A 26,786-nucleotide genomic window follows, 5' to 3' on the forward strand; every position below is an offset into this window, starting at 1 on the left:
CTTACTTTCCTGCCGTTGCCGGGGCGGTTTCCGGAGCGAACTCGCCGCCGGGTCCACCGGTCAGGTGTGAGTGGTATTCCACTTCGTCCTTGGTGAGATCGAAGTAGGCGTCTTCCAGAGACGACTGCTGCGGGGTGAGTTCGTAGACGAGGACCCGGTTGTCCAGTGCCACCTGGGCGATCTGGCGCGCGTCCAGGCCCGTCACTTCCAGGGTTTCGGGCTGGTCCTGGTCCACCGTCACGCCATCGCCGGACAGCAGGGCTAAGAGCTGGGTGGCTGCGGACGTGCGGACCAGAGTCTTGACCTGACGGGAGCCCGCAATGATGTCCTGCACGGGGGCGTCCGCAATGATCTTGCCGCGGCCGATCACGATCAGGTGGTCTGCCGTCTGGGCCATTTCGCTCATGAGGTGTGAGGACAGGAAGACGGTTTTGCCCTGCCCGGCGAGGTAGCGGACCAGGTTGCGGACCCACAACACACCTTCCGGATCGAGGCCGTTGACCGGCTCATCCAGGATCAGGGTCTGAGGATCGCCCAGGAGCGCGTTGGCAATGCCCAGGCGCTGGCCCATGCCCAGCGAGAAGCCGCCTGCCTTCTTTCGGGCCACGGCCTCCAAACCGGTCATCTCGATGACTTCATTCACCCGGGATGGGGGGATGTTGTGCGTCGCCGCCATCGCCCGCAGGTGGTTGTAGGCGCTGCGGCTGGTGTGGACCGCTTTGGCGTCCAGCAGCGCTCCGACCTCGTGCAGGGGGGCCTTGTGGTCGGCGTAGTGCAGGCCGTTGACTGTCACCGTGCCCGACGTCGGGCGGTCCAGTCCCATGATCATGCGCATGGTGGTGGATTTGCCGGCACCGTTCGGGCCAAGGAAGCCCGTTACTTGCCCTGCCTTGACGGTGAAGCTGACGCCGTCAACCGCCGTCTTGCTGCCGTAGACCTTGGACAGGCCGGTTGCCTCAATCATGGAAATGTTCCTTAGAACAGCAGCCGCGTGGCTGCGGGATGCGTGGAAGTTTCGTTTGTACGCTCCACGCTACCGACGGCACGGCCGGATTTCGCCTGCCTCAGGGATGATTCAGGGTCGAATCAGGGTAGTCCGCACGGATGATTAGGGGTCCCCTCCGGGTCTCAGCCGCCTTAGGTGCGGGGCGAGTAGTACGTCAGGGCGCGCGGTTCCACCCGGATCCGGACGCTGCGCACGCCGGCCAACGCTTCGCCGTCAACCGCCAGCGCCATGGGGGAGCCCTCCGACTCAATCTGGACCGCGCTGGCTTCCCGCAGGTGGGTGATCCGGGACGTCGCTACCGTGCCCGTCAGCACCGACCACAGGAGCCGGAGCCGGGCAAAGGATTCGTCGGCAGTGATCATCCGGACATCCAGGACGCCATCGTCCAGCACCGGCCGCGACAAGGGCGCGTGGTCCCGGGGGTAATAGCGGCCGCGGCCGATGTACGCGATCCAGAGTTTATGCCGGACACCGTCCACGATCAGGGTGGTGGGTGTTCCTGCGGCGAACGTCCGGAACATTGCCACCACGCCGGCCAGCGGTTTGCCGAGGGCTGGCTGCAGCTGTTCCCTGCGCCGGACGAGATTGGGGTACAGGCCGACGCTGGCCGTGTTCAGCATGACCAGGTCAGCCGTTTCCGGATTGCCCGCTAGCCCGCGCTCCACGGTCACAATGCCGACGTCGGCGCGTGCGGCGTCACCCGCTGCCGCGGCCGCTACAGCGTCCTTAAGGTTGGCGGTCCCGGTGTCCCGAGCGAAGTGGTTGAGGGTCCCGCCCGGGAGCACCAGCAAGGGAAGGGAATGTTCGACGGCGGCCGCGGCCGCCGTGCCTACGGTTCCGTCCCCGCCCCAGACACCAAGGGCCTGGGTGTCCGGGTGGGAAGCGGTGGCCTGGATAGCCTCGTCCAGACTCTTACCCCGCTCAATCGTTTTTATATACGCGTTGGGGAATACTTCTTGGAGGGCGTCCGCTGTCTGTTCCGTGAACGAGCCGCCCAGGGTATTCACCACGATGCTGAGGCCTTCACCGCCTGGCAGCGAGGGGGCTTCGGTTACGGTGCGGGACACACCGGGAAACGGTGGCCGGACTGGCCACCACTTGCGCGTCACCAATGCTGCCCCTGCGCCGATCGCCGAACCGAAGACCACATCCGATGGCCAATGGGCGCCGGTATGGACACGCGAGTAGGCCACCCCCAATGCCACCGGCGCAAGTGCCGCACCGACAACCGGCTTGATCATCCCGGCGCCGAGCGCGAAGGCGATGGCCGAGGCCGAATGCCCCGATGGCATGGATGAACTGGTGGGCTGCGGTTGGACGAACCGGAAAACCGGCAGATGCTCCGGGAGCGGCCGTGCCCGCGGAAGCAGCGTCTTGAACACCACATTGGTCACAGCTGATGCCACCGCTTGGGCGATCAGCCCGTGCATCGCGGCCCGGCGGGGCTTGCCGGGAAACGCGGCCATGACCGCCGCTGCCGCCACCCACAGTTTGCCGTGCGTGGCGGACGCCGAGAGGCGGCGGAAAAACGTATCGTGGTTTCCACCCGGGAATGACGACACACCGCGGACCAGATACCGGTCAACTCGGCTGATCAACCCGGGTCCTTTGCGCAGCACTCTGTACATCACCCCACCTTATTACCGGTGGTCCCATCCTCCTTGGAGGTCCCTACTTGGAGGCCAGGGGTTTCGCGGCTCCGGCGAGGAGGAATGCCACCACGATCGGGGCGAGAATCGCCAGGAGTGCCAGATGGATTCCCGTGAGGTCACCCAGGTAGCCCAGCAACGGCGGGCCGGCGAGGAAGGAAACATACCCCAGGGTGGATACAACCGAGACCCTCGCCGCAGCGTGCTTCGGATCATCGGCAGCAGCGGACATCCCCATGGGGAACGCCATCGCGGCGCCCACACCCCACAGGGCAGCACCAACGCCGGCCAGCCAGAAGTTCCCCGCGAGCACAAACAGACACAGGCCTCCAGCCGCGGCTGCCATGCTCGCCCGGAGCACCACAACACGTCCGTGGATGTCGATCGCACGGCCGCCGAAAAGCCGCATGGCTGTCATCGCCAGCACAAACAAGGCGAACATCAGAGCGCCGGTCGATTCCGAGGCACCCAGTCCGTCTACGGTGGCCTTGGCGATCCAGTCGTTTCCGGCCCCTTCAGTAAGTGTTGCACCCAGGACCACAACACCTATCAGCAGGGTGCGGCTGTCGCGCCAGGCAGAAGGCCCTTTCACGGTCTTCGGCTCACCTTCCACCGGAAGGGCGTGAGCTATGTGCGGGAGGAAGTAGCGGGGCGCCACGAGGGCCACTACCACCACCACGCCGGCGATGGCCAGCAGGTGCAACGGCAGGCCAACACCGATCGTTGACAGGCCCGCCCCGATCAGCGCCCCCAGAAAGGCCCCGCCGCTGAAGGCCGCATGGAACTGCGGCATGATGGTGCGCCGAAGCTTGTGCTCGACGTCTGCCCCTTCAATATTCTGGGAAACGTCCCACAGCCCGACGCCGATGCCGAAGAAGAACAGCGCAACGGCAGTGCCCTGCACCGATTCCGCAGCCAAGGACAGTGCAATGCCCACCCCGGCCAGGGCTGACAGCAAACCGCCTGCTCGCACCGCATTGGCGGTGCCGATCTTCCCCACCACAAGTCCCGCCGTCGGAAGGGCCAGTAATGAGCCGACGGCAATACACAGTAGAAGCGTGCCCATCTGGCCGGAGGTCAGATGCAGCGTCTCGGTGACGGCGGGGATCCTGGCGGCCCAGCTGGCAAAAACAAAGCCGTTGATACCGAAGACCACAAAAGTGGCGGCTGCGGCTGCCTTAAGGGACGGCCCGGCAGTCGTGCTGGTGTTGATGCTCATGCTTTGACTACTTCCACCGAGAGCTTGTTGAGGTGTGCGAGTTCGTCCGCACTCAGGTCTTTGTCTGTGACGATCACGTGTACTGCGTCCAAGGGGGCAACCAAGGCCATCGCGGTGGCATTCCACTTGGCACCGGCGCAGGCAACAATCACCCGCGCCGCCGATTCGAGGCCGGCCCGTTTCACTGCGGCGTCCTCCAGATCATGGGCCAGGAGGCCGTCCTTGAGGTTCAAGGCGCAGGGCGTGACCACTGCCGTGTCGAAGCGCAGGGACCGGATGTTGGCTTCCGCGAGCGGTCCGCGGAACGACAACTCGCCGGGTACCAGGCTTCCGCCGGGGAGCAGCAGGGCAGGACGCTGGCCCGCATGCGGGTCGCCGTCTGTGACCGTTGCCAGGGAGCGCATGGACATGGGCATTAGCGTGAGTTCGCGCCCGCGGAGGACGCGGGCAATTTCCGTGGCTGTGGTGCCGCTGTCCAGCCACACATGTTCGCGCTCCCCCAGCAGTCCGGCCACAGCGACGGCGATCCTGACCTTCACAGCCTGATCTTCGAGTTCGCGCTGGCCGTAGCCGGGGTTTTCGCCGCGGGCAATAAGGCTCCTGGCTCCGCCGTGGACCCGGCGAAGCACGCCATGCGATGCGAGCAGCTCAAGGTCCCGCCGGATGGTGGCGCCCGATGCGTCGCACGCCAGGGTCAGCTCCTCCACCGAGACCTCGGTTTTGCGGCGCAGCAACTCCCCGATCAGGCGGTGCCGCTCTTCTGCCTTCATGCTCATATGATAGCAATTCTTGATCATATGAACATTACCTGACGCTTAGCGGGCGCGCTCGACCCGCTTTTCGTCCCACACGGGCTCGGGGGACTCGTAGACGCGGCCGTCGGAACCAAACACCAGGAACCGGTCGAAGGTGCGGGCGAACCAGCGGTCGTGGGTGACAGCCAGGACGGTTCCCTCGAAGTGGTCGATGGCCCTTTCCAGTGCCTCGGCCGAATGGAGGTCCAGGTTGTCCGTGGGCTCATCCAACAGCAGGAGCGTGGCGCCGGACAGCTGCAGCAGCAGGATCTGGAACCGCGCCTGCTGGCCGCCGGAGAGGGACTCGTACTTCTGCTCCGACTGCGATGCCAGTCCGTAGCCGTCCAGCGCGCCGGCGGCGGCCTCACGTCCCAGACCGGACCGGTGCTCGTCGCCGCGGTGCAGGATCTCCAGCAGGGTCTTGCCCAGGAGGTCGGGCCGGACGTGGGTCTGGGCGAAGAAGCCAGGCCGGATGCGGGCGCCAAGTTTCACGGTGCCTTCGTGCGGCACTTCGGCAATATCGACTTCGGACACGGGGAGGTGCTCGCGTTCGGGGTCCGTCCCGCCCGTGGCCAGCAGCCGCAGGAAATGGCTCTTGCCGGAGCCGTTGGAGCCGAGCACACCAACGCGGTCCCCAAACCACACCTCGGTGGAGAACGGTTTCATCAGCCCGGACAGTTCCAGTTTCTCAGCCACGACAGCTCGCTTGGCGGTCCGGCCGCCCTTCAGTCGCATGCGCACGTTCTGTTCGATCGGCAGTGCCTCGGGCGGCCCGGCCTCGAGGAACTTGGCCAGGCGCGTCTGGGCGGCCTGGTAACGGTTGGCCATGTCGGAACGGAAGGCCGCCTTGTTCTTGTACATGTTGACGAGTTCCTTGAGCTTCACGTGCTCCTCGTCCCAACGCTTGCGGAGCTCCTCGAAGCGGGCGTTCCGGTCGGCGCGGGCGTCAACGTAGGAGCCAAAGCCGCCGCCGTGCACCCAGGCACCTGCGCCATTGATACCCGGTTCGAGGGTCACGATGCGCCCGGCCGCATTGTTCAGCAGCTCGCGGTCGTGGCTGATGAAGAAGACAGTTTTTTTGGACTCATTGAGCTTGTCCTCAAGCCAGCGCTTGCCCGGCACGTCCAGGTAGTTGTCCGGCTCATCGAGAAGGAGCAGCTGGTCGGGGCCGGCAAACAGGGCCTCCAGTACCAGGCGCTTTTGCTCGCCGCCGGAAAGGCTCGACGCCGGGCGGTGCTGCGCACGGTCGAAGGGCAGTCCGAGGGCGGCCATGCAGACCTCGTCCCAGACGGTTTCGACGTCGTAGCCTCCTGCGTCTCCCCAGTCCGCGATCGCCTGGGCGTACCGCATCTGGGAGGGCTCGTCGTCGTGCTCCACCATCGCGAGCTCAGCTGCGTCCACTTCCTTGGCAGCGGCAGCCAAGGCCGGCGGGGCGGCGGAAACAAGGAGATCGCGGACCGTGGATTCGTCCCTGACCTGACCGACGAACTGGCGCATGATGCCCATGTTTCCGGAGCGCCCGATCACACCTTCATCCGGAACAAGGTCGCCGGAAATGATCCGGAAGAGGGTGGTCTTGCCGGTGCCGTTGGGGCCGATCAGGGCTGTTTTGGTGCCGTCCGGGACTTTGAAGGTCACGCCGTTGAGCAGTTGGGTGCCATCGGAAAGGAAGTAGTCAATACCGGAAATGTCTATGTGTGCCACGCCAACAATCTTCCCACGCCCGCCCCACACGGGTTTTTGTCCAGATAATGTGCCGTTGCCGCCACTTTGCGCCGATTATCTGGACAATAACCCGAGGGTTAACCGGCGGCGGTAAGGAACTGCTTGAGCAGAGGCCCGGACGTGGTGGCTCCAAGGCCGCCGTCCTCAACAAAGACGGCCACGGCCAGGTCACCGTGGACAGCCACGATCCAGGCGTGCGTCTTGGGCGGGTTCTCGTTGCCGAACTCCGCCGTGCCGGTTTTAGCGCCCACCGGCGCGCCCGGAACGGTCGACAGGAAGCCGGCATGGCCGGACGTCACCACTGCCCGCATCATGTCGGACAGCGCCGCCGCCTCGGCGGCAGTGATCGGCTGACCGGACGCCTTGGACGGCGCCTCGGGTGCAACGGTCGACGACGGCGCACCCGCGTCCGCCGTCGCCGCGCCGGAGGTGTCTGCCGCGGCTGCGCCGGCGTCGGGGTTCAGGACCAGCTGCGGGGAAACGGGGGATCCCTTGCCCACGGAGCCGGCCATGATGGCCGCCGCCAACGGGGACAGGAGCACCTTGCCCTGGCCGATCATCGAGGCGGCGTGTTCGGTGCCGGCAGCCTCGCCCGGAACGGACCCGAGGAACGCCGCGGCGCCCAGCGAGGGGGCCTCCACGGCCACGCCCATAGCCACGGCGGCGGCCTCAAGCTGGGCCTGCGTGACTGTGTCACGCGCGGCGATGAACGCCGTGTTGCACGAGTGGGCAAAGGCATCGCGGAGTGCCACCGACCCCAGGGAGGTTTCCGGGTAGCCTTCCGCGTTCTTGAACGTGCGGCCGTCCACGCTCAGGGTGGGGGTACATTCCACCTTCGAATCGGGCGTCAGTCCGTTGCGGAGCATGGCGAGGGAGTCGATGATCTTGAACGTTGACCCGGGCGCGTACTGGCCCAGCATTGCGGTGTTGTAGCCGTTGCTTCCCGGGCCGGAGGCCGCAACGAGCACCGCACCGGTTGAAGGACGGAGCGCCACTATGGCCGACGCCGGTCCCACTCCGGCAAGGGTGCTCTCTGCGAGTGACTGGAGGTTTGGATCCAGCGTGGTTTTCAAAGGCGTGCCCGGGGTCGGGGCCATCTCGAACACCACCCTGCGGGGATCTGTTCCCGCGGCCTGGATCTGTTCGCGGGTGAGGTCGGCCCGCTGCGCACGGATCACCACGGCGTCGGTGCCGCGGAGTTGTGCGTCGTACTGCTGCTGGAGCCCGCCGATGCCGGTCACGTCTCCGGCGGTCAGACCGCCGCCAGAGGCCTCGATCTGTTCCGCCGTGGCCTCTCCCACGGTGCCGAGGACTGCTCTCGCGAACGTGCGGCTGGGCGCCAGCGGCTGGACTTCGGGGACGGCGCGGGCACCAGGAATGGCCGTGATCTGCGCGTCCGTGACGGTGCGGCCCTCGTCACGGAGGGTGATGGCCCGGACGAACGCCTCCGGACCGGAGGCCGCAACCTGTTGGGCATAGGTGGCGGGATCCACGCCCACCAGTTCGGCCAGTTTGGTGGCTGACGCGGCGGCGTCCCCGGACCCCAGCAGCAGCCTGTCAATCCCCACGTTCACCACGGGCCGGTATGTGACAAGCTTCGCGTCGCTGGCGCCCAGGATGTCGGCGCGCTGCGGCGACTGCGTGCCCTTGCTCAGGATTTCGCTGTCGCCGAGCCCCGGGACCAATGTGGCCGGGTTCCAAACGGCAAGCCATTTGTCCCCGGACTTCGTGAACTTTGCTGAGACCGTGTATTTCCACTCGCCGGTGCCGATTTTCCAGGTGTAGTTCAGCGGAACGGCCGCAGTGTCACCGTCCAGCGTGAGTTCACCGGCCGCCACAGTGGGCTTGTCCGGATCCAGCGCCTTGAAGATGTCCTGGACCTGGTGTTTGGCCACCCCGGAATCCTTGCCGTCAAAGGCGACCGAGCCGACGTCGAGCGTGGAAAGCGCGGACGCAAACTCCTTGGCGACGCTTTCAGCACCTCCTCTGCCGTCGTCGCAGGCAACCAGCGAGGCGCCGAGAATGAGTCCAGCTATGGCAAGTGACAGTTTTTTTGAGTTCCCCACCGCGCTATTATGCCCCGATTTCTGCCATACCTGCTGTCACCGTTCCGGCCTCGGCTCAGAGGCTGAGCGAGGGAACCTCAAGACCAAACCGGTCCTTCAAAGCATGTTTCGCCGCAAAGTACCCTGGCATCCCTGTCACTCCGGGGCCAGGCGGCGTGGAGGACGAACACAGGTACACGCCGGGCACGGGCGTCCGCCACGGAACGCGGGAGACCACCGGGCGCTGGACAAGTCCGCGCACGTCCATGATGCCGGCACTGAAGTCCCCACCCACGTAGTTCCGGTTGTAACTGGCCAGCTCCGCCGCCGTTGTCACGTGTCGCTGCACCACCACGTCCCGGAACCCGGGCGCAAAGCGCTCCAGCTGTGCGGTCACGGCCTCACCCATGTCGCGGGTTGATCCGGCGGGTACATGGCAATACGTCCAGAGGATCTGCCGCCCGGCCGGCGCCCGGCCGGTGTCGAACCGCGATGGCTGGGCCACCAGAACGTACGGGCGTTCCGGGTGCCTCCCAGCGGACACGTCATTCTCCGCACCCGCAAGCTCCGCGCGCGTCCCGCCCACGTGCACCGTGCCGGCGTCGCCCAGCTCCTCAGCCGCCCACGGAACGGGACCGGACAGGATGAAGTCCACCTTGCAGGAACCGTTCCCATAGCGGAACGTCTCCAGGGACTGGCGGTACTTGGCCGGGAGACTGTCGCCGGCAATGGCCAGAAGCCCCTTGGGGGCCACATCCAGCAGAGTGGCCCGCGCGCCGCGGAGTTGTTGGAGGCCCTCAATCGGCGCCCCCGTATAAATTACCCCGCCGTGGGCACGGATGTCGGCTTCCAGCGCGGCCGCAATGGAGGCCGATCCGCCCAGCGGAACCGGCCATCCCTGAGCGTGGGCCAGGGCGGTGAGCATAAGCCCGGCACCGGCAGAGGCCAGGGAGGGCAGCTGCGAGACCGCATGGGCAGCCACGCCACTGAGCAGTGCAGGCGCAAGCTCCTCCTTAAACCGGGTGTTCCACAGCCGCGATCCCTGCTCCAGCGTCCGCAGCCCGAAGAGCACCGCCGCCGGGGGATCCCGGGGGATTCTGAGCAGCTGGTGCTGCGTCAGATCCATCACGCCGCCAATGCGGTCAACGAGCGGGCCAAGAAGCCGGCGGTAGGCGGCGCCGTCCCTGCCCAGGCCTTGGACCGTCCGTTCGATGCTGTGGTAGCCGAGGGCCGCCCGTCCGCCGTCGAGCGGTGATCCGAACGAAAGCTCCGGCACCACCAGGTCTATCCGGCGTGCCAGCTCGAAGTCACGGAAGAAGGGGGACGCCAGTGCCATGGGGTGCACGGCCGAGCAGATGTCATGGAAGTGCCCCGGCTGCATCATTTCGGCGGTGCGGGTGCCGCCGCCGATGGTGGCCGCCGCCTCGTGGACTTCAACGGAGAGGCCAGCGCGCGCCATCACGACAGCTGCGGCCAGTCCGTTGGGTCCGGCCCCAACGACGGCGACGTCAGGCATGGTGCTTCGCCCGCCAAGGGAGTACCGCATGTGAGCTATGGAGGAGGCTGAACCGTAACCAGTCCGGCAGTCCGTCGAACGGCCCTCCCTGCGGATCATCAAGGTGGTGCCGGCGGACGGGATCGTACTCCGGGTCATGGATGTCCCACACAACCCGGAACATCAAATATGCCGTCACAAGCATATGAAGGGCTACGGCCATGACGTAGTAAGGCATGTCAATATTGTGCTGCGTCGGGCCCTGGCTGGTCACCTGCCCCAGGTACATCCAGACGGCTGCCCAATGCAGGCCTTCAACGCCCTGCCAAATGAGAAAATCCCGCCACCGCGGCCGGGCCAGCGCCACCAGCGGGATGAGCCACAGGACATGCTGTGGCGAATAGACCTTGCTGGTCAGGATAAAAGCTCCCACCATGAGGAACGCCAACTGGGCCAGCCGCGGCCGGCGTGCTGCTGTCAGCGCCACCACGGCGATCACGGCGCAGGCCAGCAGGAATACGGCCAGGGCCAGCCAGTTGATGGTTGCAGGATCCAGCACCGGCCAGCGCAGGCGCCGGGCCACCAGGTTGTACGCGAACCATAATGACCCGTAGCCGGATTCCCTCGTTTCGGTAAACGTGAAGAAGTACCCCCAGCCGGAGGGGTTGGAGACGGCCACAGGCACGTTAATGGCCAGGCATGCCGCTGCGCCGGCCCCGGCCGTGACCAGGAACCCGCGGATCCGCCCTGTCCGCAGGGCCAGGAGGAGGATGGCTCCGAGAACCAAGGCGGCATAGGGTTTGGTCGCTGCGGCCAGGCCAATCAGGATGCCTGCCAGGACCAGCTTTTCACGCGAAAAGCACAGCATTCCGAGCGCCAACAAGGCGACGGCCCACATGTCCCAGTTGATGGTTCCGGCCAGCACAATGCCGGGAGCCAACGCCACCATGGCCGCATCCCAGGGGCGCCGCTGCGCCATTCTGGCCGTAGCGAGCACCGTGACAATCCAGACGGCTGCAACCAGCGTGGCATTGACGTCGAAGTAACCGAGGATCCGCGCGTCACTGACGCCCTCGCCCGGGACCAGCCAGGCAGTCACGCCGGCAATGAGTCCCACCAGGACGGGATCTTCAAAAAGAGATCCCGGGCTCAGGATCGGGAACGTGCCGTCTCCGAGGCCGCGGTTGCGGAAGAATTCGGGGTAGTCGGAGTAACACGTGGAATAGAACTGGCCGGGGCTCGCCCAGCCGTTGGCCCGGCAGTAGCCCTTGATTGCAATGCCGGCCAACGCCGCCAGTACCGTCAGGATGATCAGGACACGTTCCACGGTAAATACGCCGGGGGAGATGAGGCCGGGCGCCGACCGGGCGCCCATCGGCCCGCCGATCAGTTCCGTGAAGTTCTTCAGCAGCAGGTCACTGCGGCTGGGAACTACCAGGCGGGTGCGCTGTACGTGCCCCGGCGGCTTCGTCTCCTGCATGCCTTTGAGCTTACCGGGACGCTGCCCTGACAGCCCGTGGGTTCAGCCCGTAGGTATAGGGTCGAATTCGCATGCTGGGCCGATTTGGTCCGGCCACGCGCGATATTCTCGCAGAGGAGCACGTCTCGGGTCAGGCTGCTTCCGAGAGACCTGGACCTCAAGGGGATTGTTGTGCTGAATCAACTGCCGGACGTTCCGGGGCGGCTCCAAGGGCAGAAGACTGTCCGGAGGGGTAAGCGGCCGCTGCCCGCGCGCGCCAACCCTTGGACGGTTCCAGCCGGCATCGGGCTGTTGGCGTTCTGCGTCGCTTTTGTCGGGTCCTGGATTCCCTCCTTCTGGGATGACGAGATCGCGACCATCTCCGCCGCCGGACGCAACCCAGCGGAACTCGTAGCGCTCCTGCAGTCTGTCGATGCGGTCCACGGGCTCTACTACTTCCTGATGCACGCGTGGACTTCGGTCTTCGGATTTTCCGAAGTGGCTATGCGGGCGCCGTCAGCGCTGGCCGTCGGTCTGGCATGCGCCGGAACGGTCGTTTTGGGGCGGAGGTTGGGGTCCGATGCCCTCGGCGTCGCTTCCGGCCTGGTGTTGGCGGTGCTTCCCAGGATGGTGTGGGCCGGCACCGAAGCACGGCAATCCGCATTCACAGCACTGTTGGCCGTCGCCCTGACCTACCTGCTGGTCAGAGCATGGAAGTCCAACCGCGTCATTGACTGGGTACTGTACGGCCTCTGTGCGGTGCTGGGGGTCTGGATGTTCATGTTCTTCGTCCTGGCCGTGGTGTCGCACGCTGTGGCCGCGATACTTCTCCGCCGGCGACAGCTCGCTACGATGGCGGCCTGCGCTGCCGCCGGTGCCGCTGCCCTGCCATTCCTCCTCCTTACGATGGAACAGAAGGCCCAGGTTGACTGGATCGAGAACCGTTCCCTGGCACAGACCATCAGCACCGCGGCCGTCAAGCAATACTTCTATGGAGAAGACCGCCCCACTGGGAATCTTCCGCCGAGCTGGATCCTGGCCTTCGTGGCACTTCTCGGAGTCGTTGAGACCGCCCTGATCGTCTGGGGTCTGTGGGCATCTCGCCGGACGCCAGCGCGGAGCCCGCTGTTAGTCCTTTGCCTGGCAGGCGTAGCCGTACCGATAGCCGGGCTCATGCTGGTGAGTATCGTCGCCCAGCCTGTATACGTGGCCCGCTACCTCACGTTCACAGCGCCCGCATTCGCACTCCTGGTGGGTTTGGGCATTGTCAGTATTCCGGCTCGACTCCCGTGGCTCCGCTATATTGCCATGATCGCCGTCGTCGCTGTGAGCCTGGTTCCCCAACTGACCATCAAGAGCTTGGTCAACGAACCGCCAGACACGGAGCGGAAGATCAGCGACTTCGTTGCGTCCGAATCCCCAGCACCGGCAGCCATGGTCTTTGAGTACCCGTATCTCCGTGACATGACCCTTGCCTATCCTGACGATTTCTCAGGAGTGCAGGATCTTTCCCTTGCCGACAGCCCCGCAGCGTCAGGAACCCTCTGGGGGGAGAACGCCGCGGTTGGACCGGACCGGCTGTCGGGCAAGGGAAACGTGTGGTTCGTCGGAGACGGCAGCGCCGAACCCGATGATCTGTCTGCGTTCGCATCGGCAGGGTGCACGGACACAGGAACGATGCCGTACGAGCGGCTGAAGCTGGTGACCTTCAACTGCCCCTAAGGGCCCCTCAAACTGTCCCCAAGAGGCCCCGCGCCTCAGTTCATTCCGCCCATACGCTAGTGCAACAGGACGAAAACGTCTCCGCGCCGCCGGTCCAGGAGTTGCCCGTTGAATTCCCGGCGGTCATTCCGGACAGGACGCCGCAGGGAGAACAATGCTTTCTTGATTCTCTTGATCATGGTGGTCACCTCCTTTCGGCGTAAAATTTGGCATGACAAATATGGCCATTTAATGCCAAAGCAATAACGGCATAATTAGGCAGGGAAATGCCCTGTGGTTATGAATAGATCGCAAATGCGAAGACGGAAGCGGCAGTGCAGACCCAAACAAAGAAGCTGAGTTCCGAACTATGGGGATGCTGCGTCGCCGCGCGGTCCATCCTGGAAGGGACGCCGCCAGGAGACGTCCGGCAGGCGTCGCCTAAGGCGAGCCGTCCAACGAGGATGGGCCTGGATATACCTCCTTGCAACGGAGGCCGCCGCATGGGCGGGATCAGTTGCGCAAAGGCTAGGAGGCAGGCACTCCGTTATGACGGCGCGCAAAAGCATCAGAGGCCGGGTTTGCGGTGACGGTCATCTTCCATCCGCTAGTCAAAGTAATCATTTTCCCAACCTCCTCTTCTGTTATGCCGCTGCCTCGGCCGACTGGCCTGGCACCGTGCGCCGTGACCCGGCAAAGACGCTCTGGGGTCAGGAATAAAATTACCCTACAAATGCGGCAATGCGCCACTTAATTCGCACAGCATTTCTATAAAGTTTATGAATGCTCTTTTAGAGTCCCCAGCGGACAATGGCCGGGGTCCGCTTATCCCAGCCGAGCGTGCAGACCTTCGCGGTTCCCAGAATGAAATGACGGCCCTCGGCAGGCGCTAGTTCCAGCCAGCGCGCGGTGAGGATCCGGGAGAAGTGCCCGTGCGCCACGATCAGCACGTTGTCCAGACCGGATTCCAGCACACTGGCCACAATCTTGTCGGCGCGGGCTGCCACTTCGTCCAGGGTCTCGCCATTGGGCACACCATGGGTCCAGATCAGGTAATCCGGATTGTCCTTGCGGATCAGGTCCGAACTGATGCCCTCATAGCCGCCGTAGTTCCATTCCACCGCCAGCGGCTCGTGCTGGGCGTCAGGGTAACCTGCCAGCTCCGCGGTACGCCTGGCGCGGCGCAGTGGGGACGTCAGGACCAAATCGAAGTCCACCTGGTCCAGCACCTTACGGGCCTCCACGGCCTGTTGCTCGCCTTCCACGGTCAGGGGCAGGTCGGTGAGCCCGGTGTATTGCCCGCTCTTGGACCACTCGGTCTCGCCGTGGCGCAGGATCCAGAGCTGGGGGCGGGGCGCGGTCATCGGGTTAATCATTTGGACTCCTCGTTCGGGGAAAGTTCGACGGCGGCGGGAGGCTCTGCTGCTTCCGGAACCGCGGGTGCTGCCTCGGGCTGCTCCGCCCACCAGGCGCGCAGCCGCGCTTCGGCGTCGTCCGGTTGCAGGGGTCCGTTTTCCATCCGTTCCTCCAACAGGAACTTGTAGGCCCGGCCCACCACGGGACCAGGCTTGAGGTTCAGGATGGCCATGATTTTAGCGCCGTCCAGATCGGGCCGGACCGCGTCCAGCGACTCCTGCGCGCGCAAAACAGCGATCCTGTCTTCCAGGTCGTCGTAGGCAAAGGCGAGGCGCTCAGCCTTCCGCTGGTTGCGGGTGGTGACGTCCGAGCGGGTCAGCCGGTGCAGCCGGTCCAACAGCGGGCCGGCGTCCGTGACGTAGCGGCGCACGGCCGAGTCACTCCACCCGGCGTCACCGTAGCCGTAGAAACGCATGTGCAGCTCTACAAGCCGGGCCACGGCCTTGATGGTGTCGTTGTCGAAGCGGAGAGTCTTCATCCGCTTCGCAGTGAGCTTGGAGCCCACCATGTCGTGGTGGCGGAAACTGACCGCGCCGCCCGGTTCGAAACGCCGCGTAGCCGGCTTCCCGACGTCGTGCATCAACGCTGCGAACCGCAGCACAAAGTCGGGGGCCGGCACGGCGCCGTCCGCACCCGTTTCCAGGGCAGCGGCCTGTTCCAGGACCTGAAGGGAGTGCTGGTAGACGTCCTTGTGGCGGTGGTGCTCGTCAGATTCCAGCCTCAGGGCGGACACCTCAGGCAACACGAACTCGGCGAGGCCGGTTTCCACGAGGAGGTCCACGCCGACCCGGGGGTGGGCACCGCAGATGAGTTTGACCAACTCATCACGGACCCGTTCGGCCGAGATGATTTTGATCCGCTCGGCCATCTGGGTCATGGCCAGCCGCACGTCGTCGTGCACGGAAATGCCCAGCTGCGAGGCGAACCGGGCGGCGCGCATCATACGGAGCGGATCATCTGAGAAGGAGGCCTCGGGTGAAGCGGGTGTCGCCAGGACGGCCGCGTTGAGATCCCGGACGCCGCCGAACGGATCAATGAGTTCAAGCGACGGGAGCCGCAGGGCCATGGCGTTGATGGTGAAATCGCGGCGCAGGAGATCGTCGGTCAGGGAGGTGCCGAAGGCCACCACGGGCTTGCGCGACTCCGGATCGTAAGCCTCGGCCCGGTACGTGGTGATCTCGATCTGGAAGCCGGCTTTCCGCATTCCGATTGTCCCGAAGGCCCGGCCGATTTCCCAGAAGTTGTCCGCCCACTTCTTGATCAGGGCAACTGTCTGGCCCGGCGTGGCGTCCGTGGTGAAGTCCAGGTCCGGTGAGGTGCGTCCCAGGAAGAGATCCCGTACCGGTCCGCCCACCAGGGACAGCTCGTGGCCGGCGTCGACAAAGCGCTGCCCGAGCTCCAGGACAACCGGGTCAACCTGGAAATCGACGGTGTTGGAATCAATCTTGTGATGTGCGTGCGCCATAGTTACTTAAGCTTGTCAGAAACCAGCGGCTTGGCAGGCCAAAATCTCCTCAAGATCGCTCCTATTCGCCTGCAGCCCTTCAAAGTGCGTCATACGCAGTCCACTTTGATGTCATGTTCCGGTCATCATGATCGGACAAGAGTCGTTAGAGTGGACTCCATGGCCCATCCCGTACCGAGCGCTCCCGGCAGGAGGACAAACGCACCTTTGCCGTCGGCAATTGGTGCCCACGTCGCGCCTGCCCTGCACCCGGCCCCGGCCTCGCTCCCCACGGTGGAGGAAATTTCCGCCGGCGGCGTTGTGGTGGACACATCCGACGGCGAACTAAGGGTTGCGATCATTGCCCGCCTTAATAGGGGCGGACGGCTGGAGTGGTGCCTTCCGAAGGGCCATCCGGAAGGCAAGGAAGACAACGAGCAGGCAGCAGTGCGTGAGATTGCCGAGGAAACCGGCATCGAGGGCGACATCCTGGCCCCGCTCGGCAGCATTGACTACTGGTTCACTGTCAGCGGGCACCGTGTCCATAAAACCGTCCACCACTACCTGCTGCGCGCCAGCGGCGGCGAACTCACCATCGAAAACGATCCGGACCACGAAGCCGTGGACGTCGCATGGGTCCCCATCAAAGAACTGGCACGGAAGCTCTCGTTCCCCAACGAGCGGCGCATCGCGGACTTGGCCAGGGAAGTCCTGCCAGAACACCTCTAAGGCCGTCTCCGCCGGAAATGCGTGTATGCATACTCGGGCATATAGACTGCCCGTTGCGGCGCAAACGCCGTCCGGGTGAGACGATGAAGGCGATGTCAGCTACGAATCCCCCCTCCGATAAAGCAGGCTCTGCCGCCCCGAGCGGAACCGCGAGTGAAACGCGGTCCAGCGCCATCATGGCTGCCGGCACCTTGGTGTCCCGGTTCCTGGGCTTCGGCAAGACCTGGATGCTGGGTGCCGCGCTGGGCCTCGGCTCCACGGTTAACGACACGTTCATCAACGCCAACAACCTGCCCAACCTGATCTTCCTGCTGGTGGCCGGTGGTGTGTTCAACGCCGTCCTGGTACCTCAGATCATCAAGGCGAGCAAAGCCCCTGACAGGGGAGCGGACTACATCAGCCGGCTGCTGACGCTGGCCGTGCTCCTGCTGCTGGGCCTCACCGCGCTGGTCACTCTCGCTGCTCCGGGGGTAATTGAGCTGACCACACAGGGCTATTCGCCGCAGCAGAAGGCCCTGGCAGTTGCGTTCGCCTTCTGGTGCCTGCCCCAGATCTTCTTCTACGGCCTCTACGCCCTGCTGACACAGGTCCTCAACGCCAACGGCGCGTTCGGGCCGGCCATGTGGGCCCCCATCATGAATAACCTGGTGGCCATTGGCGGACTGGGCATGTTCATCTGGATCTTCGGCGAGAACGCCATGAATCCGCACACGCTGGACAACTGGGGCCCTTCCCAGACCCTGCTTGTGGCCGGCTTCTCAACCATAGGCGTGGTGGCCCAGACAGCGATCCTGCTGATCCCGGTGATCCGCCTGAGGCTGGGTCTCCGGCCCCGGTTTGGCTGGCGGGGAGTGGGTCTGGGCCAGGCTGCGAAGCTGAGCGTATGGACGCTCCTGACCGCCGCCGTCGGGCAGTTCGCGTTCCTGTACGTCATGCGCATCGCCACTATTCCCGGTGCCGAGCGGCTCCGGCTGACGGAAGCGGGGGATCCGGCGGCAGAGATGCTGCCCGGCAATGCCGTCCTGGAAGTCGCCAGCCAGCTGTACCTGCTGCCGCACTCGATCATTGCGCTCTCCCTCGCCACAGTCCTCTTTAACCGCATGACCCGTGCATCGCAGGACGGCAACCGTGCAGAACTACGCGACGCCCTCTCGCACGGTCTCCGCACCATGGCGGTGGCCACGGTCTTTGGAGCGCTGGCCCTCTTTGCGCTGGCCGGGCCGCTGGGCATGTTCTTCTCCGGTGGCCCGCGTCAGGACGGCGTGATGCTGGCCCAGACGCTCACCATCCTCGCGCTGAGTACCCCGTTTATGAGCGCTAACTTCATGATGTCGCGGGTTTTCTACGCCAACGAAGACGCCCGCACACCCTTTAATATTCAACTGCTTCTTGCCGTGGTTTACGTCGCCGGTGCGTTTGGGATCCAGTTCCTGCCGGTGGGCCAGATCATTTACGCCATCGCCCTGTTGTACATGGTGGGCAACATCCTCTCGGTGATCATCAGCGCCTTCTTCCTGCGCCGGCTGCTGGGCCACCTCGACGGGCCGCGGATCGCCAACTCGTACATCCGAATGGGCTATGCGGCGCTCGGTTCCGCGATCGCGGGCGCCGGGGCTTTGTGGCTGATGGGCAGCTACAGCGCGGACGGGTTCGCCTGGAGCGGCCGGCCCGCTGCGCTGGTGACCGTCATCGTGGTGGGTCCGATCATGTTGGTTGTCTATCTCTTCCTCCTCAAGATTTTCCACGTCGCAGAACTCGGCGATCTCATACGCCCTCTGCTGGGACGCCTGGGGCGCGATACCGGACCTTCGGGCGGCACCGGGGGAACGCCTGCGTCGGCTGCCGACGTTGCTTCAACGGAACATCCGACGCCGGAACGCGCCACGGTCTCAGTGGACACCGGCCTGATTCCCCGGATCTCCGGCGAATTCGACGCCGTGTCGTTCCGCGCAGGTCCCGTACCGGAACGCCAGGCGGCGCTTTTGGTGCCGGAAACTCTTCGGGGGGAACCCGGAATGCGTCCCGCCTCGGGTCCAGGAGAGGGTGTCCACGGGGAAACTACCTGGGGCACTGAACCCGCTGCGGAATACCTTCCCGTCGAAGACGTTCCCGGCACGGCACGGGGCGGGCTGCTGCACGACGAGATTCCCCTTCCCGGCCGGCGAACGTTCCAGGGCCAGGCCGGACAGAACCCCCATTTCAAGCCACGAGTGCCTCGAAAAAACTGATCTTCCCGCGGTTTTTGGTTGCCTGTCGACCACGTCGGCCATGCCCGATCGGCTAGGATCGACAGTGAACAGGGGTAGTTGCAGGCAAGCGCAGACCGGCTCGCCGGCTAGCTTTTGACCGGTTTCTGACCGGCGGCGTCATCATCTACGCCGGCATACCCGGACAGTCTAGGAGGAACACGTGTCCCACCCGATCGACGTTGGATCAGTACTTGGCGGCCGCTACAAGGTCACTGCCACGGTATTGACCTCACACGACCAGGATCTGGTGCTGGACGGGGTGGACCAGGTTCTCAACCGACCGGTCAGCATTCTGGTCGCCGGCCCGGATAACACCGAACAGGTGGCCCAGAGCGCCCGCGAGGTGGCTACCGGTGAGCGCCCGGGCAATGTCCAGGTCTTGGACCTCGGCGTCACCGAAGCCGCCACGTACCTCATCACCAACCACACGTCCGCGGCAGATCTGCTGGACCTCGTGGTTGCCTCCGACGCCCCTTACGTCGAGCCGTTCTTCACGGATACGCTGGGCAGCGAAATTTTCGGCCAAGCGCGTTCCCACGAGCCGGAACCGTATGACGACGAAGAGAACATCGACGCCGGTTACATCAGCTACGCGGACAATCACCCCAGCCAGGTTGACGCCTACCGCTCTGCGGCGCCGGTGGTTCCGCCGCGTATACCTCCGGTTGTTCCTGCGCGGCCGCCGCTCCGCCCGGCAGTCCGTCCGGCGTCGGGGTCTGCCAAGACCGGGGCCACAGCAGCAGGATCCTCAATGGGCACCGCTGCTGGCGCCACCGGCGCGCATCAGCACGTCACTGCGCCGCAACCAGTGCAGTCTGCAGAAAACCAGCCAGTTTCCGGATCCGCTGAGTCCAGCACCGGTGCGGGCTCCGATACGCCCAAGGTTTCCTTGTGGTCTGAGGACGACTATTCCACCGGCTCTCAGGACTCAGACTACGAGGAACCCGTGGACTCCCGAGCGCCCCAGCGCTCCGATCGTGCAGCGGGGTCCTTTCCGTCCCTTGCTCAAAACATATCTCCTGGGGCGGCAGTACCACCTTCCGGCGGGACGGATGACTATTACGACGACGACGAGCCCGAGCGTGAGCCCCGCTCCATGCGCTGGCTGGTGGGCGGCCTGCTTGCCGTGGTTCTGATTGCAGGGCTCGTCTTCGCGGTCACCAACTTGGGCAGTCTCTTTAAAGCGGGTTCTCAAGCCGCCCCATCCTCCAACTCTACGGGCGCCACACAGCCAACCACCGGGTCGGCCTCCGCCAACCCGAGCTCTGCACCAACGGCAGTACCGCCGGCAGTACCGCCCGTCATTGACAGCATCACCCGCCAGGGGGATTTTGACTTCGCAGCCACCTACGATGTCGATCTGGTGAAGGCGTTTGATGGCAATGTGGCCAGCTACTGGTCGGACATGGAATTTGCCACCGAAGGCTGGGGTGGTCTCGCAAGCGATGGCGTCCCATTGTTCATCAAGCTGAAGAGTCCGGCGAAGGTTTCCTCCATCACCCTGACTCAGCTCGGAGCCTCGGGTGGCAACCTCAGTGTCTTCACCAATGACCGTCCGTCACTGGACGGCGCCAAGATGGTAGGTACCAACAGCTTCACTTCATCTGATCTGACCATGCCGCTGGCCGAACCGGTGGAGGCACAGTACGTAATCGTGTCCATCAAGACACTTCCCAAGCTGGCCGCCCCGAAGACCCGCTACGGCTTTGGCATACGCCTTGCGGAGATCAAGATCCAATAAGGACACATGCGTCGTTCCTGTTGAGCCGCGGCTGTTCTGTCCGGAGCATTGCTCCGCGGTAACAGACGCGGCTTAGCTGTCTTCAGACGGTAATCTGATAGGGCATCCCGTCCAGTGGACGGTGTCATGACCGCTGATGGTTCCTCCGTTGGCGCGGCGCCCGGAATATTCACCACCAAGATTCAGTTGTGCCATGTGGCCGGCCGCAAAAGCCGGCGCATCGACTAAGGAAGAGGTTCACCGTTCAGTGAGCAACGCAGAAAACACCGCGTCCGAAGTACGTGATGTCATCATCGTCGGCTCGGGCCCGGCCGGGTACACGGCCGCTGTCTATACGGCGCGTGCCAATCTGAAGCCCTTGCTTCTGGCTGGATCAGTCACCGCAGGCGGCGAACTGATGAACACTACCGACGTCGAGAATTACCCGGGCTTCCCCGAGGGCATCATGGGGCCGGACCTGATGGAGAACTTCGAGAAGCAGGCAGCCCGGTTCGGAACGGAAATCCAGTTCGAGGACGTCACAGCCCTGGACCTCGATGGTGACATCAAAACTGTCACCATCGGCACCGGCGAGACCTTCCAAGCGCGGGCGATCATCCTCTCCACCGGATCCGCTTATCGTGAGATCGGCCTCCCGAACGAAAAGCGCCTTTCCGGACACGGTGTCAGCTGGTGTGCAACCTGCGACGGGTTCTTTTTTAAGGACCAGGACATTGCAGTTATCGGCGGGGGCGACTCTGCAATGGAAGAAGCCCTCTTCCTGACCAAGTTCGCCAAGTCCGTCACCGTTGTGCACCGACGCGACACACTCAAAGCTTCCAAGATCATGGCAGACCGCGCCATGGCCCATGACAAGATCTCGTTCATCTGGAACAGTTCCGTGGACGACGTCGTCGGAGGGGACAAAGTCACCGGGCTCAAGATCAGGAACCTGCAGGACGGCACCGTGTCCGACCTCGCCGTCACCGGCGTCTTCGTCGCCATCGGTAACGACCCCCGCACCGACCTGGTTAAGGACGCCCTGGAGATCACGGCGGCCGGCACCATCGCCGTCGAGGGCCGGAGTTCCAGGACCAGCATCGCGGGCGTCTTCGCCGCCGGCGATGTTGTTGACCCCACGTACCGTCAGGCCATCACAGCCTCCGGTTCCGGATGCGTTGCCGCGATCGATGTGGAACACTTCCTCGCAGACCTCCACGCGTAATTCGCGTAACCGCCATTCGAAGAGAGAGACAAGGGTTATGAGCAACGCTAAAGACGTAACAGACGCAAGTTTCCATGCGGACGTACTGTCCGCCGAGAAGCCAGTGATTGTGGATTTCTGGGCTGAATGGTGCGGACCATGCCGCAAGCTGGGACCCATTCTCGACGAGATCTCGGTCGAGTACAGCGAGAAGGTTAACGTCGTCAAGGTCAATGTAGATGACAACCCGGCGATAGCCGCCGAGTACGGCATTACATCCATCCCCGCCGTCTACCTTTTCCAGGACGGCCAGGTGAAGAGCACCGTTATCGGTGCGAGGCCGAAGCAGTTCTTCGAAAAGGAATTTGCGGACGTCCTGTCCTAGTCTGCTCTGGTGTCCCGGTCCTTCGTGGCCGGCAGCACCAGTCTGTGGCCACTGCTTCATCGAAGCAGTGGCCACAGTCGTTTGGGGCGTGCATACATTCGAGACTCAATAAAGTTGTATTCGCGACCTATTTGCTCCCAGACTTCACCGACTGATCCGGGTGCTCCTATATCCCAGCTCAGAGCCTTGGCGAATCAGTACGGGGACCGGGCGGCTGATATTAACCAGTCGGCTGAACTTAGGATGACCCCGGTAGGGTCCGACGCACCTGACTGTCTCGTTTCACGTGAAACATTGCAGCTCGGGATCCAACCAGTCCCACTGTTTTTGCTTTTCGGAGCAAAGCGCGAAAGCGGTGGTATGGAGTCCTGCTACCCGTCAATTCGGAACATCGTCTCGATTGCAGGGGCAAGAGGAGACGCCTCACCATCAAGCCGGGATGTTTCACGTGAAACATCCGTGAACGCTGCAGGAGAGCAGCGCATGCGTTTCTGTTTTTCCCGGAAAAAACACAATTCATATAAGACACCAAAAACCACAAATAGTTCGTAGTCCTGGGTCCCAAACACACCTGACCCACATGAAGCGTTTCACGTGAAACATCGTCCGATTCCGCAACAGCCGGCGTCCATTCCCTGATAGAAACCAGACTGCGCGCGGCTCCCACAACCATTGATCACATGGATCAGGGTTCGTGGAGAAGCGAACACCTTGCCCCTTAACTCAAAAACTGAATCTGCGGCCTCCAAATCAATGACCAGGGATCGTTTGGCAAATTAATTCAGATGAATATCAAGCAAAAGGACTGGAAGGGTCGATCCTCCATTGCTCGGGCAGCGATAGCGACGTGGAATATCGAGTCAATCGACTGCACCCTGGCCACATTCTGAACCCTCCATCAGTGTTGGTCCCGCTTTGATTGAATCAAACGCCAATTCTCCCAACCGCCCCGTCGGGAAGCGTCGGTACATAACGATGGTCCACCTGGCCTATCTGGTTAGAGATTCGGCCTATGGCTGCTGGTAGGCAACACTGATGGATTGGAAGAAGCCGACAAATTGGAAAAGACCATGGATACGAGTAGCAGTGATGCCTACAAGGGCGTGTTCTATGCCCAATCTCGCCAGATCTTCAGCGCGGGCACGAGCATGGTGGCTGTTGCTATCTGGCTTGACCGTAGACAACTCATACACGGTCGAAACCGCTCCAACCAGAGGTGTCCGTCTCCGTCGAGCCCAGCCTGCCACATGCAACCAACAGTTCAGCAAAACAGGCCTGACCAACGGGGGGAGGGCCTGCCACGCTATACGGAAACAGACGGAATGGATGCGGCACCCTAGACCTGGGAATTCGCGCTGCCTCTCCTAAGATGCCTCCAGCCAAGAATCAGAATCCGCACGGGGGTGAACGCCGCCTCCTGGCCTGCCTATCGACTGAACCGACACGGCCGCAGGCCTATCCCATACCTAACGCAGTGATCGCATCAATGACCCCCTTACCCCGACATCTTTTACGCGCCCTAGGCTAAAGGTCAGCGCAGCAGGCATCGAAACCGATGCCTCTCTGTTTCACGTGAAACACATTCAACGCTGGTCATATCTTCACAATTGCCCGGGTCACCACAAGATGTTTCACGTGAAACGAATTCAGCGGAGTGATGCCGTGGCTCACTGGATGGGACACCCCATCTCAGGCATCACGTAGGCTACCAGGCGGCCACACCAATGAATTGCCGAGTTGCCCATATCCATGTCAAAACCCGTGCGACCGATGAGAAGTCAACACATGCAAAACCACGAAGAACCCAAGTAAATCCGTGCAGCCGGCTGGGAGAGAACCATAGCCGCCACCCACGCGAGCGCTCTGCAGCCCACCGAACTACACAGTCTTGGTGGCCATTTGTATGCCCACCAACGGCTGAGCCTTCGCACATGTGCCGCAATGTGCTGAGAAGTCGGGGAACAACCAGCATAACCCTACCTGCGACACAGTCCGCTCAGCAGACGTGGGGACCCTCAGCGTAAACCAACAGAGACACGATCTACGCGGCCGCCCTTAGTCGATCGTTGCCTAGGCTCTCGGCCCTAGGCTCTCGGCAAATCCCTGCTTCCTAAGCGTCAACGCCTATAGTCCGGTGGAAAGATCGACCTGTGGAGGCGACTTACTGCCGGGAGATACAAAGTGTCCTGGCTACAGCTCCCGGTTAGATGGCCGCAATTGATGAATGCCTGGCAGGGTAGGGGACCGAACAGGGAACCAGACGCAGGCCCGGAACACAGGCTGTGTCGCGCATCCGAACCCTACTACTCGGCCGATCCTCTCGGGTGCATGTCGGTTTCAGTACTCGCCACTCGCCGTCCGCGCGCGGGCACCTGCGCAAGCTGCCACTGAAGCCAGTACAAGGCCCCATCGGCTTCATCCGAAGTATGGCTAACAGGTCTGCCACACGGCTATCCGTCGCGTGCGTATTCCACTGATACCGAAGTTATCCCCAAGCGTTATCCACATCGATATCCACAGACGGACCCACCGGTCCGCAAATTTGGACGATGCGTAGCTCAGTCAGCATTTCAGTTCATTGGCCACGCTCAAATCGGAATCTTGGCAGTGAACAACAACACGGAAGCGGAGCTCACTCATACGCGTATAGACATAAAGGACCAAAATCCAACAATTTGCGACTCTTTCCGAGAAAAAAGGACACTTGAGCGCGGGCTTGGTAATGTTTCACGTGAAACGGAACCGCAGTCGGTCTACGACACCTCGGCTGTCCGGTCGTTCCTTGAAGCGCTAATGTACGGTGAATCTCCCAGTGATCCTGGCCACTGAACAATCTTTCCACAAAGTTATCCACAGCGATATCCACGGTGCAATGCACGCCGTGCCGCCCTCGAGATGGTACGGCGTTTCCTCTTGTTGCGATGAAACTTTCTCACCCGACGATACACGGCGTGCTCACAACGCACATTCCTTCTGTGCGACTTCTTGGCCCATGGCCAGAGTGGCTCCAGTTTGGGGGGCCATGCCCATGCAGGTTCAGACCGTCAATCGCCTGAATTGGTGGCATTGGTGAATGGGTGCCGCTAAAGTCACGATCCGTTGAGTCCCCGCGAACGGACCGTCCAACCAACCACAAGCTTGCATCAGGCCGGACCACTCAGCCTAACCTCAGGTTCATTCCTCTGCCGTCCAATCCCAAAGCGGGCGGTTGCCGTCCACCTCGGGGTTGCGTCGTGTGGGGGAGAGACAGTCAAGCAACAGATTCCGGGACCCCGCTGTGCCGAGATGCCCCGACGAAGCCCAGACCGCTAAGAATTTTGCAGCGATATTCCTCGGTATACCCGTCGGATGCGGAAGCCGGTGACCCCCTTGGTAGCGCAAAGAACTGACATACATTCCTGAAGTTGATGTGTACTGTGCAGCACCGCAGATTCGATTCTGCGCCGTAAGTCATCTGCACCGCGAATCATTCAACGCCAGGCCGCATGGGGAATTCCTCGGGCATGTCTGTCTGTGCAGATGCACCTAATCCGATCACGCGGACCTCACCACCACTCAGCCGGTTCTTTAGGAGCTGCCCCACGAGCAGGGCATGTCACTGGCCGCTCTTCCATCAGCGACCTGGCAGCGATGGGATTCATTCTGTTCAGTATCTCCACCGAGGATGGAACACAGACATCGGACAAGGGTTCCGGGCTACGTGACCATGCTGGCCTTCTGGAGCGCCATGCCGCGCGCCAACAGGGCCCCAGACTGTGTCGAGCCGGTCCCCAGCGCATGTACTCCTCCGTGGGCACACGTCACCGCCAAGACCGCTGCTGGATGGGCTTCTGGAGACGGAGTCTACGATCTTCGTCGGCTAAGCACCATGAACCCCAGTTAGTCCGACGCGCTGGTAGCCCATTGAAGTGCTATGGCATCACAACGTATGGAAAGGAGTGGACAGAATGCGACAGTCTCGGTCGCTAACGCCCTCGTGATAGTCGGGCATCAGGATGGGGGATGGGCAGAGTCAGTCACGGCATATGTGCGTGGTCTGGCGTTTCACGTGAAACCACGTGGACCACTATCGTCGCAGGCCAGGTCCGTCCAGCAATCATTGTGGGGGTATCTCTTCTCGGCTCTCCGGAGAAACAAAGACGAGGCGTGTCGGGGTCGGCGCAGACTGACGATTCGGCTTTGTCCGACGCAAACATGCTGACAAGAGAGAGGCCATCCCGATACACAGATGTGGATCAGGTGACACTTCGGCAAGATCAGGAGTCGAGATCCTGGGCGGCGCCTCCAGGATTACCGTAGCCAGAGTCACTGACGCGATCTCGCACCACTACGGCTGGTGTTTCACGTGAAACAATGGGAAATCCATCCTCTACAGCCACACCTGCGCCGCCGGGTACCCTTTAAGGAAGGACCATCGAATCAAATAGCAGGTCCGAGGAACCCCGTTTTGGCACACCAGTCATACAGGATCAGCGAGCCAAGCAACCTACCGAGCAGGCAACGGCGTCTCAGACCACCAAACGCGTGGATAACCGGGGAGCCCTCC

The 26,786-nt window shown here is 63.0% G+C and carries 17 protein-coding genes; 6 read left to right on the top strand and 11 right to left on the bottom strand.

The window, feature by feature from the left end; translation table 11 throughout:
* Nucleotide 1 precedes the first annotated feature (1 nt).
* The 8 genes from ACQCS0_RS01045 to ACQCS0_RS01080 form a co-directional block, all read right to left on the bottom strand.
* Nucleotides 2-964: an ABC transporter ATP-binding protein gene (locus ACQCS0_RS01045; protein WP_354156276.1), complete on the bottom strand. Its 963-nt coding sequence runs from the start codon at nt 962-964 to the stop codon at nt 2-4.
* A gap of 173 nt (nt 965-1,137) precedes the next feature.
* Nucleotides 1,138-2,634 (bottom strand): phosphatase PAP2 family protein, encoded by a 1,497-nt coding sequence (locus ACQCS0_RS01050; RefSeq protein ID WP_354156275.1) that lies wholly within the window; start codon nt 2,632-2,634, stop codon nt 1,138-1,140.
* A 43-nt stretch (nt 2,635-2,677) separates the two neighbouring features.
* Nucleotides 2,678-3,874 carry an MFS transporter gene (locus tag ACQCS0_RS01055; RefSeq protein WP_354156274.1) on the bottom strand — a complete coding sequence of 399 codons (1,197 nt, stop codon included), beginning with the start codon at nt 3,872-3,874 and terminating at the stop codon, nt 2,678-2,680.
* Nucleotides 3,871-4,644 (bottom strand): DeoR/GlpR family DNA-binding transcription regulator, encoded by a 774-nt coding sequence (locus ACQCS0_RS01060; RefSeq protein ID WP_354156293.1) that lies wholly within the window; start codon nt 4,642-4,644, stop codon nt 3,871-3,873. Before ACQCS0_RS01060 ends, ACQCS0_RS01055 begins: the two co-directional genes overlap by 4 nt.
* Nucleotides 4,645-4,689: 45 nt before the next feature.
* Nucleotides 4,690-6,372, bottom strand: coding sequence for an ATP-binding cassette domain-containing protein (locus ACQCS0_RS01065; protein WP_354156273.1), 1,683 nt, complete (start codon nt 6,370-6,372; stop codon nt 4,690-4,692).
* Nucleotides 6,373-6,470: 98 nt separating this feature from the next.
* On the bottom strand, nt 6,471-8,459 hold the full coding sequence (locus ACQCS0_RS01070; RefSeq protein WP_354156272.1) for a penicillin-binding transpeptidase domain-containing protein: 1,989 nt from the start codon (nt 8,457-8,459) through the stop codon (nt 6,471-6,473).
* A 55-nt stretch (nt 8,460-8,514) separates the two neighbouring features.
* Nucleotides 8,515-9,954 carry an NAD(P)/FAD-dependent oxidoreductase gene (locus ACQCS0_RS01075; RefSeq protein WP_354156271.1) on the bottom strand — a complete coding sequence of 480 codons (1,440 nt, stop codon included), beginning with the start codon at nt 9,952-9,954 and terminating at the stop codon, nt 8,515-8,517.
* Complete coding sequence (locus tag ACQCS0_RS01080; RefSeq protein ID WP_354156270.1) at nt 9,947-11,413, bottom strand: glycosyltransferase 87 family protein; 1,467 nt, start codon at nt 11,411-11,413, stop codon at nt 9,947-9,949. The genes ACQCS0_RS01075 and ACQCS0_RS01080 overlap by 8 nt, the downstream gene beginning before the upstream one ends.
* Before the next feature lie 171 nt (nt 11,414-11,584).
* On the opposite strand from ACQCS0_RS01080, the gene ACQCS0_RS01085 reads away from it, so the two are divergent.
* Nucleotides 11,585-13,114 (top strand): glycosyltransferase family 39 protein, encoded by a 1,530-nt coding sequence (locus ACQCS0_RS01085; protein ID WP_354156269.1) that lies wholly within the window; start codon nt 11,585-11,587, stop codon nt 13,112-13,114.
* Between the two features lie 56 nt (nt 13,115-13,170).
* On the opposite strand, the gene ACQCS0_RS01090 is transcribed toward ACQCS0_RS01085, so the two are convergent.
* The 3 genes from ACQCS0_RS01090 to ACQCS0_RS01100 all read right to left on the bottom strand — a co-directional run bounded on the left by ACQCS0_RS01090 (nt 13,171) and on the right by ACQCS0_RS01100 (nt 15,974).
* Complete coding sequence (locus ACQCS0_RS01090) at nt 13,171-13,293, bottom strand: hypothetical protein (RefSeq protein ID WP_354156268.1); 123 nt, start codon at nt 13,291-13,293, stop codon at nt 13,171-13,173.
* A 591-nt stretch (nt 13,294-13,884) separates the two neighbouring features.
* The gene (locus ACQCS0_RS01095) at nt 13,885-14,469 is read right to left on the bottom strand and encodes a histidine phosphatase family protein (RefSeq protein WP_354156267.1); all 585 of its coding nucleotides are present in this window, start codon (nt 14,467-14,469) and stop codon (nt 13,885-13,887) included.
* The gene (locus ACQCS0_RS01100; protein WP_354156266.1) at nt 14,466-15,974 is read right to left on the bottom strand and encodes a CCA tRNA nucleotidyltransferase; all 1,509 of its coding nucleotides are present in this window, start codon (nt 15,972-15,974) and stop codon (nt 14,466-14,468) included. Before ACQCS0_RS01100 ends, ACQCS0_RS01095 begins: the two co-directional genes overlap by 4 nt.
* 207 nt (nt 15,975-16,181) lie before the next feature.
* Here ACQCS0_RS01100 and ACQCS0_RS01105 point away from each other — a divergent pair, with 207 nt between their 5' ends.
* The 5 genes from ACQCS0_RS01105 to trxA all read left to right on the top strand — a co-directional run bounded on the left by ACQCS0_RS01105 (nt 16,182) and on the right by trxA (nt 22,240).
* A complete protein-coding gene (locus ACQCS0_RS01105; protein ID WP_282330366.1) occupies nt 16,182-16,682 on the top strand; it encodes an NUDIX hydrolase in 501 nt (166 codons plus the stop codon).
* A gap of 92 nt (nt 16,683-16,774) precedes the next feature.
* Nucleotides 16,775-18,910, top strand: coding sequence for a murein biosynthesis integral membrane protein MurJ (gene murJ, locus ACQCS0_RS01110; RefSeq protein ID WP_354156265.1), 2,136 nt, complete (start codon nt 16,775-16,777; stop codon nt 18,908-18,910).
* 181 nt (nt 18,911-19,091) lie between these two features.
* The gene (locus ACQCS0_RS01115) at nt 19,092-20,672 is read left to right on the top strand and encodes an ABC transporter substrate-binding protein (protein ID WP_354156264.1); all 1,581 of its coding nucleotides are present in this window, start codon (nt 19,092-19,094) and stop codon (nt 20,670-20,672) included.
* A gap of 247 nt (nt 20,673-20,919) precedes the next feature.
* Nucleotides 20,920-21,876 (top strand): thioredoxin-disulfide reductase, encoded by a 957-nt coding sequence (gene trxB, locus ACQCS0_RS01120; RefSeq protein WP_354156263.1) that lies wholly within the window; start codon nt 20,920-20,922, stop codon nt 21,874-21,876.
* 37 nt (nt 21,877-21,913) lie between these two features.
* Entirely contained in the window at nt 21,914-22,240 is a 327-nt protein-coding gene (gene trxA, locus ACQCS0_RS01125) for a thioredoxin (RefSeq protein ID WP_354156262.1), read from the top strand.
* Nucleotides 22,241-26,786: the final 4,546 nt, after the last annotated feature.

The sequence above is a fragment of the Pseudarthrobacter sp. S6 genome (assembly GCF_050156575.1).
In the GTDB taxonomy this organism is placed as follows: domain Bacteria; phylum Actinomycetota; class Actinomycetes; order Actinomycetales; family Micrococcaceae; genus Arthrobacter.

Bases quoted from the DNA above. Each gene is read 5' to 3' on its own strand.
- trxA (WP_354156262.1), top strand. From the start codon at position 21,914: ATGAGCAACGCTAAAGACGTAACAGACGCAAGTTTCCATGCGGACGTA.
- ACQCS0_RS01080 (WP_354156270.1), bottom strand. From the start codon at position 11,413: ATGCAGGAGACGAAGCCGCCGGGGCACGTACAGCGCACCCGCCTGGTA.
- ACQCS0_RS01090 (WP_354156268.1), bottom strand. From the start codon at position 13,293: ATGATCAAGAGAATCAAGAAAGCATTGTTCTCCCTGCGGCGTCCTGTC.
- ACQCS0_RS01055 (WP_354156274.1), bottom strand. From the start codon at position 3,874: ATGAGCATCAACACCAGCACGACTGCCGGGCCGTCCCTTAAGGCAGCC.
- murJ (WP_354156265.1), top strand. From the start codon at position 16,775: ATGTCAGCTACGAATCCCCCCTCCGATAAAGCAGGCTCTGCCGCCCCG.
- ACQCS0_RS01100 (WP_354156266.1), bottom strand. From the start codon at position 15,974: ATGGCGCACGCACATCACAAGATTGATTCCAACACCGTCGATTTCCAG.
- ACQCS0_RS01045 (WP_354156276.1), bottom strand. From the start codon at position 964: ATGATTGAGGCAACCGGCCTGTCCAAGGTCTACGGCAGCAAGACGGCG.
- ACQCS0_RS01075 (WP_354156271.1), bottom strand. From the start codon at position 9,954: ATGCCTGACGTCGCCGTCGTTGGGGCCGGACCCAACGGACTGGCCGCA.
- ACQCS0_RS01050 (WP_354156275.1), bottom strand. From the start codon at position 2,634: ATGTACAGAGTGCTGCGCAAAGGACCCGGGTTGATCAGCCGAGTTGAC.
- ACQCS0_RS01060 (WP_354156293.1), bottom strand. From the start codon at position 4,644: ATGAAGGCAGAAGAGCGGCACCGCCTGATCGGGGAGTTGCTGCGCCGC.
- ACQCS0_RS01095 (WP_354156267.1), bottom strand. From the start codon at position 14,469: ATGATTAACCCGATGACCGCGCCCCGCCCCCAGCTCTGGATCCTGCGC.